We start from the raw sequence: 12,816 nt of genomic DNA, 5'->3' as shown, positions 1-12,816 counted from the left end.
AAATGTAAAAGGTGATTTATGAGAGATGTTATTATATTCAGCGATAGTGATTTAATCCGATTTGGTTTAAAAACGATTATAGAGCCTGTAATCATTCATCGGTCCGATAGAGTCAGTGCGGTTATTAAGATGTGTACCTCATTGCCAGAGTTTGAGCATAAAATATTAACGTCTGTCAACCCGGTTATTATTTTTGATACTGATAATATACCAGTGTTTAATCAATATTATATATTAAATAAGATTAAAAGAAAAACAAAGAAAATAAATATTATTTTTTACTCTAAAGAAAGTGAGTTATCAGAAAATTACTTCTGTTTTAAGGATATGGACTTAATACATCTTTGTAAAGCAGCTCCGGTTATGGAGATAGAGTCAACAATAAACCAGTGTTTTTATCGCCTTATGACTTCTTTGAATGAAATTTCTAATGCATTTTCATCCCGTAAAAATAAATCATTAAAATTAACTGGGCGAGAAAAACAAATATTAACACTTTTAATGTTTGGTATGGCCACTAAAGATATTTCGGATTTGTTGAGTATTAGTGCGAAAACAATAAGCTCTCATAAAATTAATATACTTAAGAAGTATCAAACGACTAGCTTAGTTGAACTATATAATAAATGGAAAAAATTCCCGATTTAAATAGCAACTTACTTTTTTTGAAAAGGTATTGGAGATTTGGATGGCTTGGCATTATCAGTATAGTAACATTGCCAGCGCATCGAGATGCTGTACCCAGTTGTGGGTGCCACGTCGAACACCAATATTCGAGTATAGGCTTTAGTCAATTCCAGATTTTTGTGGTCAATACCGTCTTTTGAGAGACACAGTTGTATTACTTGTATACGGTATACCTACGTTCCCGATATTTTATCCTTTCTCGCATATTTTTACTGGATACCAATATGCTTATTATAAAATCTATTTATTTCTCTTGAAATTTTTTGCAGCAGGTTGGTTTTGTTGATGTAACAGGAAGACATTGTCTGGACGTTCAGAAAGATAGCCTAATCTATTTTTTCTGCGGAAATTTATATGTTTTCAATAGCCTTTTTATAAGTAATCTGAATGGTCGCATAATTTTTCTTTATTAAGGTAATTAATATTAACATTAAATAACTTATTTTTTATATCAAAGACTGTGCTTACAGTTTTACTGAAACGATTAATATTCGTCAGGTATATTTCTAATGTTATTATCCCGATATGTTGATTCTGTTATAATGCCTACAAATCTAATCTGGCTATTCGTTGGACTAAACTCACACTTAGCTCACTGGTTTTAAAGCTTTTTTTCTATGACGTCTTTCAGCGCTCGGCATTCCAGACTCAGATCGGCAAACCTCTGCTTCAGACGACGATTCTCGTCCTCAAGATCTTTGATCTTTTTGATATCAGTGGTTTCCATACCGCCTACTTTACCTTCCTGTTGTAATAGCTGGCTCAAGAGATAGCGGCCTTATGACACTCGATCCGGCCATCTTCGACAGATTTTAGAACGGCGATGATTTGGTGCTTAGTGAATCGGATCTTGCGCATCGTGATCTTCTCAGGGACATAATCTGTATATCGGAAGATCTCTAAAAGTGAGTGGGTCGCTTTGATGGGGTACCTATGTAACAGCTTGAGGCAAGGGCTCAATTAGCCTTGCTGGTTTGACACGAGAGGAAGCTCTGTGGTAACCATAACACGTAACAAAGCCCACTTAATTTAACAAGTGAGCTAATTGATTGCTAACTATTTTTACAATCCATGTGACGAAATTACGAGGTATCGTATTCCTGTCTAATCACCTGCTTGTTAAGACTGATGTTCAGCCGCAGTAACAAACAAGCTTAAATAGTGGTGCGGACTCGGAATCGCCCTTTGATGTTATCTTTATGTAATATAACTATTTTATATAATTCGATTATTTTTGTGCCCACATTTGTACCCTCGCTAACTTTTGTGGCTTTTGCACAGGCTAGTATGGGAGAACAGTTGTAGTAACCAAACAGCGATATGACTTGATGACAGTAGCATGTTAGGTGCAATACTTACACGCGAGTTGCCAGCATCTCTGGATAGTGCTTCGCCACAATATCATTCATATTATTCACTAAGTCTGATCGTTTAAAGACCAAGTGCGCTGATCCCTTCATGAAGTATTTTATCGAAAAGTAATCGTCTTCATAAACTTTCGCTATATGTGGATTGGCACTGATATGCGCATAAAGCCGAGTTGTCACATCTCCCCGATTATCCGGAATAGCCTTACTGTCCAGTAAGTACAACATTCGTTCCAAATCCGCCAACTGGTCTCGCCGGTAACCGTGGTTCAGGGTAAAGCCCCATTGGTTGCAACTGACCAAATTGCTCATGATTATTTTTTTGCCAAATTGGCATGGACTGTTAGTTTTATAGTGCCAGGATAATCCTTTGAATAAATTGATGACCCCGCGTTCAAATACCTCGTCCTTCTGCTGGTGGAGTTGCTCAAAGGTACTGAGTATGTTGGCTTCGCTGATGGCAGGAATATTATCCCCCTCAAGGTTCCTGTACCACTGGTCACGGGCTTGGGCATCCATCAGGCTCAGCATCCCCGATTTCAACATCAAATCTTGCCATATACTGCGATCGAGATTGCGGGTAATCGCTTTCATGCCCGCTTCTGTTTTCTCCATGAGCCAGCTGCCGCAGCGGAAATCTTGTCGCATGGCCCAGTCCTTTGCCATTCCACCGCCAATGCTGTTGGTGATGGCCGAGATATCCTCAAGCTGGTGGATAAGCGCGTCAATCTGCACCAGCGCGGTGTTACGCACGGTGATGATACGTTCAATGCTGGTGGAGCAAATCACATCGGTGTGGCCGGTTAGAACCTGCGGCTCGTCGATAACTGCGTTGAGTGAAGTAGACATGGTGGGGACTCCATAAAAGCAAAACGCCAACTATTGTTGTTGGCGTCGAGGAAGAGGGATGTTTTAGGTGCCAGAATCTGCTGTTCAAGCCAGTTTCTGATACACAGCGATATAGAGGTAACCGTGACTGCCCAGCGTATCCGCTTCACAGACAAATTCTCCATGCCGAACGGTAATGCCTTGCTGACGGCGTGGATCCAGCGCCCCGGACAGCAACTGCGATTCCAGTTTGGTTATCAGTGTGGGAAACGCTGCATCAAGAGCCTGAGTGGCTTCAAGGGAAAAGGTGCCGACAATGTGGGCTCTGTCGCTCAGAAAGTGCAGGTGTGTTCCTTCCTGCACCAGTCTGGCTCCCAACCGCGGCGTAATATCACGTTTCAGGCCCCATGTTGGGGAAGTAGTAATGTTGTTATCCATGTTAACTATCTCTGTGGTTGAATAGGATTGAGGGACTCGGTTGGGTACAGCAACGTTGGCGGAAAATGTGCACGCCACAGACCTGCGGCCTGGCGAGCTCGCACGATATCACCTTTGCTCAACATCGGGTCTTGTGCCAATGCACTGAACCCGGTACGACCAATACGCACTAAGGCATATTTCTCAACCAGGGTATTGACGGTGTCACCAACGGAAATCTCTTGTTCTATCTGTTGTGCAATCACCTGTTCATCGTGATAAGGCGTATCGTTGAGGCTCAGGCCGTAGTGATGCTCCAGCAGGAAAGCGAGCAGTTGTTGATAAATCGCAGACACGGGCAATGCGCCCGGTGGGGTGGGTCGTGGTTTCATGGGGGTGTTCTCAATATGGATAATAAGGGATTACGCCAGGAGACGAGCGGTGGTATCACCAGTTGAATGTGACGAAACCGGGCAACACATCACCCAAGGCATCAATATGTAGATAGGTTAGCCCATGGCGTTTCATTAATGTGGTGACCAGACGGCGGCAGGCTTTGGAGAGGCCCAACTGCCTGAGCCGCAATACCGGATGGTTCCAGGCATCCAGACGCAGCAAATAGCCTGTGCCGGTAAAATGGATCCATTCGCCATCGCCGAATGCCACCTGACAATGGGATATCCGGTACAGCAGCGCATTGTCGCCCTCGGTGATATGTGCCGTGCTGCATTGCAGACCGCGAAGGGTCAGGATGTTGGTTTGTTGGATAGTCGCTAACATGGCAGCCACCCCAACTCGGCTAACGAAACCGGCTCGCTCTCACCGATAATCAGGTGGTCCAGTACGCGAATGTCGACCATGTTCAACGCATTAACCAGTCGGGCAGTCAATGTGCGGTCAGCCTGGCTCGGTGTGGGATCTCCGGCCGGATGATTGTGGGCGATGACAACGGCAGCACAGCGGTGGTGCAGTGCCCGAATAACGATTTCGCGGGGGTAAACTGTGGTGGAATTAAAGGTGCCGACAGAAACGGTTTCACTGGCCATCAAGCGGTGCCGGTTGTCCAAAAAGAGCACCATAAAACACTCCCGCCCCTGAGGGCGAAGATGGAGTTGCAGCCAGGCTTTCACTGCCTCGGGTGATGTCAAGGTGTAGGGCCGGTGTCGGAGTTGGGTTTCCAGTATCGCCAGTGCCTGGCTGATAATCTGTTGCTGGGCAAAAGGCAAAGTGGGGAGTGAAGCACGCATAGGCTGATGTGGCATGGGGAAACTCCTGTTCGTCAGTCAATCAAGTCAAAAATAGCCAGGCTTTCAGGGTGTTGTAAGGCATATTCGCGCAATCGGTAAAAGTGTTCGGTCATAAGCTCATTTTCAGTACGGCAGGCATAGTGACTGTAAGCCATCAGGCAGGCGGTAATACCCGCAGCTTCACGACTGACGGTGGCCCCGTTGCCATTGAGTTCGTTAAACAACGCGTAGTCTTGCTCCGTACCCGGCACCATAAATGCCCCGCCGTTGGGTAAGGTGTAGAAGTCCCAAAAGTCGCCGTGGTAGTCGTCACACAACCGGTCCAGCCAACGAAAAGCCTGTGGTTCAATCAACGCCCATTTGGGTACCTGACCAAAGTGTTTTGGCCAGAAATGGATGCGTTGCGCATCAGAAATCCGGGTGGCTGTGAGTGGGTTTGTTTCTGTATTGAGGGGGCTGTTCATGAGAAAAATCCTTGTACCATAATCGGTTAATAACAAAACAGGCCCCACCGGAAAACCGGGGGAACCTGTTTGTGGGGGGTGATAAAAGTGAGTAAGTACTTACCGGGGAGTGCGTTTAGGTACGATTAATTATCAGCCGTGTGCTGGCTGGGGAGCGGTAAAAATCAGTTGCAGTTGGGTGCAGGACTGTGCGTAACCATCAGCGTCAAAGCAGGCAGGCCAGTCATTGTCCTCGGACATCAACTGGCACAGGCTGGTTTCACCGGGGCGATATGCCAGATGATGGCAAAAAGCGCACAGGTCATCGTCTGATATTGACCGGCAACCGGGTTCATTCTCCAGTGACTCTGGGTAGCTGTCAGCCAGTCGTGCCCCAGCAGGAATGTCAGACATCAATTCATGGCCTGCTGAATAATATTTTCTTCTGATGCGGTGAACGTTCTAGTCAGTGCAATTTCGTACATAGCGGGTCCTTAAAATGAAAAACCCCTGTCGCATATGCGACAGGGGTTCAATAAAAGAATGGATTGATAATTCGGCGTTCTTTATCGGTAATAAATTTCGGTGCATTCACCCTCTTGTGGAAGTACCTTTTGGGCATTTTTCAAGCTGACCTGATAACTGCTCACCTTCTTATCATTGATGTAAACATCGAAACTCTGAGCCTTCGCAATATCTCCAATGAACGATACCCATGCATTATCGGCATTTCGCCACCCGAGAGAGGCAGGGATCCAATACTGTTGGTCACTCATTACAACAACAATATTAGGATTTTGATCCCCAGGATATACAGTCGTGCCATTGGCTAACGTAACGGCTACACCATGCTCAAGTATTCCATCCTTGTCGGGATTGCCGGTGCAGTTGATCGTGAAGGCCACATTATCCGTGCTGGTGATGGTGTATTCCGCATTGCCCTGCCCGAAGCCACTACTCCACATATTGGGGATAGCCAGAGCAGGAGATGCGAGTAAGCAAAGTGATGCCGATAAAACATATTGGCGCATTATCATCTATTCGTCCTTATTTTCTACAATCCTGATTTTGAAAGCACTCGATAGTCGAGATGGCGTCAGCAATTCCCTTTCTTTCGGCATAGCTCATTGAGCGTCTCTTTCGCTACCCATTGTTTAAGCAGCCTGTCGTCAGATGATTCTTTGGCTTTGATCTCAGCCAGTTGCTTTTTATTGATGCACTTATCGGCAATCGTCGTTAAAATTTTTGGCGCAACCTGCTCGTTATACTCCCTCGAAAGATTCTGCCCGGATTGTGAGTCGACGATGCTGAAATAGCATCCTTTCCCCGTATCTTCTCCCTGATATACTACGGTCAAATCAGCGGGTTTATCGTTGGGGGCCTTAACTAATTTAATGGTCTTGCTTCTCTTGTCCGCCAGGAAAAAGTTTCCCTGCCATCCCGTTCTGATGAAAAAGTGATCCGTCCAGGGATAGTTCTCAATGACACTAGCTTTATAAAGTGGCATGCCTAATTGCTCATCGGTAAACCCATCTGCCGATTTCCATCCACTTTGCCTCATATCCGACCAGGCTTTTACCGACCCCACGACGTTGTAAGCCTGCGTGTTAAATGCTAAAAGCAGGCTCCCGAGTACTATCAATTTCTTATTCAATGTTGTGTTCATCTGTCACTCCTGCGAATGGATATGTTGTCTGGTATAAATGAAATAATGGGATAACGCATTAACCTTTAAGCCAATTTTTGGCTATTGAATTCCTTTAAAACGTCATGGATGAAACGGAAATGTGGGAGTGCGGTAATAAAGTCATTACCGGCAGTGAGGCGGCTCAGATCATCTCGGCGGGAGAATGACTCTTTAAGAAGCTTGACCTCGGTAATTTCAATAGCCAGGAATACGTTCAGATATCCGCGATACTCACAAACCAGATACCAAATACCGTCCAGACAAATAAGGCGATAAGGGGCCAGACGTTCATACTGCCGTCCGCCGCTAAAAAGCGTCACCAGCAACCGCTCTGTTATCGCTCGTGTTAACAGATGAAAACTTTCAGAGGGGGCGGCAACACTTCGTAACGGGGTTTGGTAAATAATGCATGGCGAGTCATCGCGGCTGTTCATCAGCATATTGACTAAACGGCTATCAAGTACCGGGAAGACCACCGAGACGCCCGTTTGGCGGGCGAAGTGGAGTACGTCACGTTCGCCTGAGGAAGTGTGGCTCCCTGGCACCAGGCGACACAGACCATTTTTATATTCTAAATCCAGGTAAATCAGTCGCTCCCGAAAATCCCGGCGGAGTGTACGTACCGATACTCCGAACTCTACCGCCAGTATGCGCACGCTCAGTGTTTCACCGTTTAGCAGACGGCTGATAATCAGTGACAACCTCACGGCCAGCCGATCATAGCGACGTTCAGGCTGTGGCATTGCATGGTCTCCGTAGAAAGTTAACTGGCTGATAAATTGTGTGATTATTTTAACTAGGGGGGCGGACAGGATATGGACACAACGGAAAATATTTTTATTTCTACGGGAACCCAGATACAGGGCGAGTTGGTAGCGGGTTCCTCGTGGTCATCTGCGGGATTATCGTTACCCATATCGGACAGGGTGTGTCCAGGGCATCAAATACTTAAATCGGTAAACGACCTTGCGTATGTTCCAGCATGGTCTCCGCCATCACCCAAAGCGCTCTATTCAGCTTCACATCCCCATCAATACCGTTAACAGCACGAGTGCGGGCTGGTTTACCTTTTACATTTCGCCCGTTAAGACCGCCTTTGATTAAGTTCTCCTGGATCCGCTGATAAGTCGTCCAAAGGTCATCAGACTTATCCTCCCATCGACGGGGAGATAGAGCCTGGGCTGCAGTCACCGGCTGGTGCTCCTCTCCAAAACGGTAAGTGATGGCAGCTGTTGCCAACGCGTGTTGCGCTGGTGGAGGTAACATTAATGACTGCATGACCTCACGTTTTTCTTCAACACGATCAAATATACCCAGCACCTCATACGCGCCTTCGATGACCTTTCCAACGACGTCGCCTTTGTGCGGTACACGCACCTCACCAAACGTTTCGCCGCACACCAGCCCGTTCTGGCAGACAAAGCGGAATAACCCTGGTAGCATTTGGTAACTGCTTGAACCATCGTGCGAATTCAGAAGAATGATTTCGGGAACCTGTTTACCCGTTATCTGCCCCTCGCGGCGCAGGCGCAGCATGTGCTTGGTATGCTCGCGCTTCTCGGGATCACGAACCCTTGTCTGACAGGCAAAGAACGGCTGAAAACCTTCTTTCTGCAAGTTGTCGAGGAGGGTAATTGTAGGGATATAGGTATAACGGTTACTGCGTGATGCATGTTTTTCCTCGCTGAATACGCTGGGAACGGCGCTAAATAATTCATCGCGAGTTAAGGGACGGTCACGGCGAATTATGTTGGCAGAGCCAAAGCGGGAAGATAAACGGGCCATAAGTACTCCTTCGTTGTCATTCAAAATGAAATAAAAAAAGCCTGCTACGTGAGCAACAGGCCTTTGAAATTGGGAGATGAGAGGTATTGTTAATTCAGAAGAAAAAGTCCCATATGGCTCGGGCGACTGAAACCACCGAGTCACGCACACCGAGAATAAGTGCTCTGACAGTTTCAGGTATAAATGGCAGCATGGCCGCTTTATCAAGCACACCCCCTACAGATTTGCCAAAGTCTGCGCGCGCACTCTCTTTGACAGAATGGCTTCTGAGGTTATCGTTTAGTTGGGTTTGAAAAGGACTACTGGCTTTCGCGGGCAAAGCTCGCATCAGGTTATCCACCATTTGACTTAGCCCCCATCCATGCTTCGCGGAAATTGCACAGACTGGATTGTTAGGCGAAAACTGAGAGCGGATATCGCGTAATTTATGGCTGAGGTTGACTTTCTGAAGAGGGGATAGTGTTTGACTTGCGTTATCCCATTCATGGCAAGGCTCAAGTTTATCAGCCTGGTTGACGACAAATAACACCTTGTCGCGATGAGCACCGATGACATCTCGGTAAAATTGTTCATCGACCGACAAAGCCCGGTCATCAGCTTTGATTACCCAGAGTATAAGATTCATGCGCGGTAAAAGGCGCTGATACAATGCTGCATACTCATGGTCGCGCGCAGCGCTTTCACCTACGCCAGGTAGGTCAACTAGCACCATACTATGCCGCCCCATACGTAGGCGAAAACGGAGTGGTTCACGAGTACAGGCTATAACATCATTGACTGGCGTAATGTCACTCGCAAAAAGAGCATTACACAATGATGATTTTCCGGAGCCTGTTTTTCCCATAAGACCAATCACCGGCTCATAATCACCAAGCCTGCAAACGTGTAATAAGATGTGCGCTTTAACTGCATCCGGCAGTGCACTAACAGACTGCGCCATCCGATGAATGCCTTCACCTTTATTCATGAAATTACCTCAGACAACAAAAAGAAAGCCCGCCAGAATCATAAAGACTCTGGCGGGCTTAAGGGAAATGGTCATGGGGATAATATCTATCTGAGATTCTTTTAAATATAGCCAGTTAATATTTAATGATTGCTTTCATGTAAGCATCATGGATGAGAACCTCTAACTCTTCATTTATTTTTCTTTTGTTTTTTCTTACAAGATAATCCAGTTGTTTTTTACTCTCCTTGCCAATGTAAGTGTTCAATACCTTTTTATCTTTAACACCATCTCTAAATTTTTTTTGCCCCCATGCCTTCTTGAGTTTAATGATAAACAGCTCAACCTCAGAATCAGTATGTTTGGAAACCCACCGATCAAACAATGAAAATATTACTAGGTGCGGGAGGTTTTTCTTATAAATATCAACACTTTTTTCCGTGATTTTAATTTTTTCAAAATATGATAACAGCCATCGATAATCAGAATCATAATGCGAGCTATATCTGTCAGATGGAAACCAAAATGGATTTTTGAATTTGCTTTGAATTCTTTCCCATACTTGCTTTCGCTCATTAAGTAATAATTGAATATGTTGTTTATTTGATGCTGCACATAGCCTATCAATTAACCTTAAAGCAGCTTCGTGAATAATCCGATCTTCATTTTCCTTAAAAACGCCAACCGGCAGCACAACGTCAAAGAAATTAACCTCTTTGTTATAAAGAATCCGATATTCAAAATGAAGCATATCGAAAACATAAGATAACGCTCTAGGGTTGTTAAACCACGCAAGCTCACCTTCAGGTATCAATGTATCTTTTGCCTGGATTTTAAAAAACTCCAGTTGTTTCTCAGGTAAATTGTTTGTCAAACCTCCTTTATCATTGACTAAATTAAGTAAGTTCCCCTCCACTGAATCACCATTCATAACTTTACTAATTAATATATCCAAATCATTCTCTGATAAGGGAACGCTCTTTCCAACCAGATATAAAACCATTAATGAAAGCCGCTTCTCATACATGCAATGTATAATTTTTACCATCAAAATAACCATTCACTCTACGTAGACATTAACGTAGTTTCTTGCGTAGATATTCTCGTGTCAATATCTTAATGTAAACTCTGTCTAGGCGGTCTATTTTTGCAAGTAAGGAGGCATTTTTTAGCATGTAATCCGATGCTCAGCTAGAGATTAATGTAACAAAACAGGCGACATAAGGAGGTAAAGAAACCACTGATTATTTTTATACCATTGCTTCCGTCACACTCATGTATTATCAGATGATAGCAATTTCTTTAATCTATTGAGAGGAATGCAACTTGCTGCTTAAAATATAATTTTATGGTACTGGAACACTCAGAGTTTTTATTTCATACCAACAGACTTAAATTCCACCATTTATTGAAAAACCAGACTATTAAACTTCTCCACTGTTACTACCTGAAAATACTGACACCCATCAATTACTGGCACTCAAGATGGTCCGTAGAATTTTGTGACTATCGAATCATAACTGATGACCTATTTTGTATAAAAACAACTAACATCTAACTTCCCAGCATGTAAAGAAAGAAACCCTCTCTAACCTTAAATTATTTCACATAATGGGTAATTTTTTAAAAAACTCATGAAATTACCTTTGCCTTTCAATTTTATTTTTTTGATAAAACACCTACCACTAATTTCATCCACTCCGAAACCCAGCATTATCTTACCGATACCTACAATACAATTTAAATATCATAAAAAAACAACAAGAAAACGTCCCTAATAAAATTAAAAGAATCAACATCATGGTGAACTCCTCCATGAAGCCCAAGGACTAAATTATTCAGTACCCTTCGTTAATTTCCACATCTAAGCTATAGAGTTCATAAATACAATAACCTTTCCAACCCATATATTATCCCCACGAGCTAATCCTGAGTCGATGTAAGTAGACGAGTCTAATTTATACAGCACCCCTGCAAGTTATTTTTGAGTTTATCATAATTAATAATGACCCATATCTTAGAGATGATTTTCAATAAATTATTTTATTGTTAGTAGATACTTACCCCCATCAACATACTTGTAAAAAATATCGGTAATTTTCCTGCTTTAATTCCTGGGACTGAAAGTACTGTGTCCTAATCAGACTCCAGCACTCATGCGCTCGATAAGGACAGATTTAAAAGTGACAAACTGAGGTAAGCGAACCGAGCTCCTCATTTTTTACAGAAACACCGGTTGTTATGCCAGAGCGGACAAAGTACGAAAATCACTCCGATTCCGGCGCTCTTAACAACAACCGGAGAATCAAATCATGATGACTAAACCTACCCTACTCGAAGATCAATTCGTCAATATGGCATTCATCACTCAACTGACCGGTTTAACCGATAAATGGTTCTACAAGCTCATCAGCGACGGCACGTTCCCCAAACCTATCAAACTGGGCCGTAGCTCTCGCTGGCTGAAAAGCGAAGTCGAAGCCTGGCTTCAGGAGCGCATAACGCAGTCCCGCCGGTAAGCCCTACTCCACCCAGTGACCCCATTCAAAGCCGTATTTTCACTATCCGCTCAATGCGGAGGGTTACGGCTACCTAAAATCTGACATTCAAGGACCCAACATGCAAAACACGTCTCCGATACTCACCATTATCAAACCTGGCTTGATGACTTCACCCGCATCAGCCTTTGGCACTGTCTGTGTCAGCAGGAGCTCACGCAATGGCACCGGCTGGCGATGACATCCTGCCTCACCCCCGAGGGCACCATTATAGTTATTCCGCAGTGCCTGCTTCAGATAACGCACTCACCTGGCGTAGACGCGTGTGCCGTTGTCCCTAAGATAACCAAACAGACCTATTGGCCCCTACTCTCCGGTGTGCTACTCAACGAATGTTATCGTTTGGAGAAAGGAACGCTGGCGGAGCAGTTACAGATGATGTTCCGGTTGCATGCCCCGACTATTCAGCAGGCCCTGACACTGCTGTTCTGGTGTGAACTGGTTATAGGGTCGGAGATGAGTGAGTGGTATACGCTGCACTTACGGCTTCCTGACACACTGAGTCAATGGCTGGCAGCGAAGCAGAAAGCCTACCAGGGCCTGACAATGCTGACTGAAGGTTATAACCGTGCCGCGCGACCACGTCCTCACAGCGGAACATCAGTGGGGGACTGACCCGTCAGAGGACCGTAGGCGCTTGCTGGCATACACGCATGGGTTTTCCCTTAATCACGTAGCAGGAGCCTGTAGAGGCGCAAATAAAGCCTATTTTATACAGTGTGTTATCGTGCATCAGCGCATCCGTTCCTTTTCGTCCCACACCGTACAGCCCCATTAACCCTATTCCCTGACAGTCAGAGTCACTGTCCGATGCTATCGGCGGCTTCTGGCTGCATACCCTTTGGCCCCAA

Annotated in this window: 15 protein-coding genes and 2 pseudogenes; 3 read left to right on the top strand and 14 right to left on the bottom strand. The window is 44.9% G+C overall.

From position 1 onward, the window contains the following. Positions 1–18 precede the first annotated feature (18 nt). The gene (locus tag V1956_RS22110) at positions 19–648 is read left to right on the top strand and encodes a LuxR C-terminal-related transcriptional regulator (RefSeq protein WP_442825697.1); all 630 of its coding nucleotides are present in this window, start codon (positions 19–21) and stop codon (positions 646–648) included. 646 nt (positions 649–1,294) lie between these two features. Here V1956_RS22110 and V1956_RS22105 read toward each other — a convergent pair. The 14 genes and pseudogenes from V1956_RS22105 to V1956_RS22040 all read right to left on the bottom strand — a co-directional run. Next, positions 1,295–1,545 (bottom strand): annotated as a pseudogene (locus tag V1956_RS22105) (transposase); the annotation flags it as partial. A 497-nt stretch (positions 1,546–2,042) separates the two neighbouring features. Continuing rightward, the gene (locus tag V1956_RS22100) at positions 2,043–2,903 is read right to left on the bottom strand and encodes a DUF4942 domain-containing protein (RefSeq protein ID WP_442825696.1); all 861 of its coding nucleotides are present in this window, start codon (positions 2,901–2,903) and stop codon (positions 2,043–2,045) included. An 84-nt stretch (positions 2,904–2,987) separates the two neighbouring features. Next, positions 2,988–3,320 carry a type IV toxin-antitoxin system YeeU family antitoxin gene (locus V1956_RS22095; RefSeq protein WP_174634602.1) on the bottom strand — a complete coding sequence of 111 codons (333 nt, stop codon included), beginning with the start codon at positions 3,318–3,320 and terminating at the stop codon, positions 2,988–2,990. A gap of 5 nt (positions 3,321–3,325) precedes the next feature. Continuing rightward, positions 3,326–3,691, bottom strand: a complete 366-nt coding sequence (locus V1956_RS22090; protein ID WP_372568816.1) for a TA system toxin CbtA family protein — start codon at positions 3,689–3,691, stop codon at positions 3,326–3,328. Between the two features lie 55 nt (positions 3,692–3,746). After that, a pseudogene (locus V1956_RS22085) lies at positions 3,747–4,043 on the bottom strand (DUF5983 family protein); the annotation flags it as partial. A 29-nt stretch (positions 4,044–4,072) separates the two neighbouring features. After that, complete coding sequence (gene radC, locus V1956_RS22080; RefSeq protein WP_042570110.1) at positions 4,073–4,546, bottom strand: RadC family protein; 474 nt, start codon at positions 4,544–4,546, stop codon at positions 4,073–4,075. Between the two features lie 32 nt (positions 4,547–4,578). Beyond that, positions 4,579–5,010 carry an antirestriction protein gene (locus V1956_RS22075; protein WP_271311731.1) on the bottom strand — a complete coding sequence of 144 codons (432 nt, stop codon included), beginning with the start codon at positions 5,008–5,010 and terminating at the stop codon, positions 4,579–4,581. 132 nt (positions 5,011–5,142) lie between these two features. Continuing rightward, positions 5,143–5,403 (bottom strand): hypothetical protein, encoded by a 261-nt coding sequence (locus tag V1956_RS22070; RefSeq protein WP_042569334.1) that lies wholly within the window; start codon positions 5,401–5,403, stop codon positions 5,143–5,145. Between the two features lie 152 nt (positions 5,404–5,555). Further along, entirely contained in the window at positions 5,556–6,020 is a 465-nt protein-coding gene (locus tag V1956_RS22065) for a hypothetical protein (protein WP_167311689.1), read from the bottom strand. 65 nt (positions 6,021–6,085) lie between these two features. After that, entirely contained in the window at positions 6,086–6,655 is a 570-nt protein-coding gene (locus V1956_RS22060; RefSeq protein ID WP_372568814.1) for a hypothetical protein, read from the bottom strand. Between the two features lie 65 nt (positions 6,656–6,720). Next, a complete protein-coding gene (locus V1956_RS22055; protein WP_219651528.1) occupies positions 6,721–7,419 on the bottom strand; it encodes a helix-turn-helix transcriptional regulator in 699 nt (232 codons plus the stop codon). Positions 7,420–7,624: 205 nt separating this feature from the next. Further along, positions 7,625–8,461 (bottom strand): DUF932 domain-containing protein, encoded by an 837-nt coding sequence (locus V1956_RS22050; protein WP_408561170.1) that lies wholly within the window; start codon positions 8,459–8,461, stop codon positions 7,625–7,627. Positions 8,462–8,555: 94 nt separating this feature from the next. Then, the gene (locus V1956_RS22045) at positions 8,556–9,428 is read right to left on the bottom strand and encodes a GTPase family protein (protein ID WP_442825695.1); all 873 of its coding nucleotides are present in this window, start codon (positions 9,426–9,428) and stop codon (positions 8,556–8,558) included. A gap of 115 nt (positions 9,429–9,543) precedes the next feature. After that, positions 9,544–10,455, bottom strand: coding sequence for a hypothetical protein (locus V1956_RS22040; RefSeq protein ID WP_442825694.1), 912 nt, complete (start codon positions 10,453–10,455; stop codon positions 9,544–9,546). 1,264 nt (positions 10,456–11,719) lie between these two features. Here V1956_RS22040 and V1956_RS22035 point away from each other — a divergent pair. Both V1956_RS22035 and V1956_RS22030 read left to right on the top strand, forming a co-directional pair. Beyond that, positions 11,720–11,926 carry a helix-turn-helix transcriptional regulator gene (locus V1956_RS22035; protein WP_271311736.1) on the top strand — a complete coding sequence of 69 codons (207 nt, stop codon included), beginning with the start codon at positions 11,720–11,722 and terminating at the stop codon, positions 11,924–11,926. 216 nt (positions 11,927–12,142) lie between these two features. After that, positions 12,143–12,580: a secretoglobin family protein gene (locus V1956_RS22030; protein WP_442825693.1), complete on the top strand. Its 438-nt coding sequence runs from the start codon at positions 12,143–12,145 to the stop codon at positions 12,578–12,580. The last annotated feature ends 236 nt before the right edge of the window (positions 12,581–12,816 follow it).

This window comes from Yersinia sp. 2540 StPb PI, assembly GCF_052217165.1.
GTDB lineage: Bacteria > Pseudomonadota > Gammaproteobacteria > Enterobacterales > Enterobacteriaceae > Yersinia > Yersinia enterocolitica_E.
Note: the sequence above shows the minus strand (reverse complement) of the source record. Positions and strands in the feature narration are given on the sequence as shown.

What these genes read in the sequence shown, in the direction of transcription:
- V1956_RS22065 (WP_167311689.1), bottom strand. Translation starts at nt 6,020, where the DNA reads ATGCGCCAATATGTTTTATCGGCATCACTTTGCTTACTCGCATCTCCT.
- V1956_RS22050 (WP_408561170.1), bottom strand. Translation starts at nt 8,461, where the DNA reads ATGGCCCGTTTATCTTCCCGCTTTGGCTCTGCCAACATAATTCGCCGT.
- V1956_RS22045 (WP_442825695.1), bottom strand. Translation starts at nt 9,428, where the DNA reads ATGAATAAAGGTGAAGGCATTCATCGGATGGCGCAGTCTGTTAGTGCA.
- V1956_RS22030 (WP_442825693.1), top strand. Translation starts at nt 12,143, where the DNA reads ATGACATCCTGCCTCACCCCCGAGGGCACCATTATAGTTATTCCGCAG.
- V1956_RS22040 (WP_442825694.1), bottom strand. Translation starts at nt 10,455, where the DNA reads ATGGTAAAAATTATACATTGCATGTATGAGAAGCGGCTTTCATTAATG.
- V1956_RS22070 (WP_042569334.1), bottom strand. Translation starts at nt 5,403, where the DNA reads ATGTCTGACATTCCTGCTGGGGCACGACTGGCTGACAGCTACCCAGAG.
- V1956_RS22100 (WP_442825696.1), bottom strand. Translation starts at nt 2,903, where the DNA reads ATGTCTACTTCACTCAACGCAGTTATCGACGAGCCGCAGGTTCTAACC.
- V1956_RS22075 (WP_271311731.1), bottom strand. Translation starts at nt 5,010, where the DNA reads ATGAACAGCCCCCTCAATACAGAAACAAACCCACTCACAGCCACCCGG.
- V1956_RS22055 (WP_219651528.1), bottom strand. Translation starts at nt 7,419, where the DNA reads ATGCCACAGCCTGAACGTCGCTATGATCGGCTGGCCGTGAGGTTGTCA.
- V1956_RS22090 (WP_372568816.1), bottom strand. Translation starts at nt 3,691, where the DNA reads ATGAAACCACGACCCACCCCACCGGGCGCATTGCCCGTGTCTGCGATT.
- V1956_RS22110 (WP_442825697.1), top strand. Translation starts at nt 19, where the DNA reads ATGAGAGATGTTATTATATTCAGCGATAGTGATTTAATCCGATTTGGT.
- radC (WP_042570110.1), bottom strand. Translation starts at nt 4,546, where the DNA reads ATGCGTGCTTCACTCCCCACTTTGCCTTTTGCCCAGCAACAGATTATC.
- V1956_RS22095 (WP_174634602.1), bottom strand. Translation starts at nt 3,320, where the DNA reads ATGGATAACAACATTACTACTTCCCCAACATGGGGCCTGAAACGTGAT.
- V1956_RS22035 (WP_271311736.1), top strand. Translation starts at nt 11,720, where the DNA reads ATGATGACTAAACCTACCCTACTCGAAGATCAATTCGTCAATATGGCA.
- V1956_RS22060 (WP_372568814.1), bottom strand. Translation starts at nt 6,655, where the DNA reads ATGAACACAACATTGAATAAGAAATTGATAGTACTCGGGAGCCTGCTT.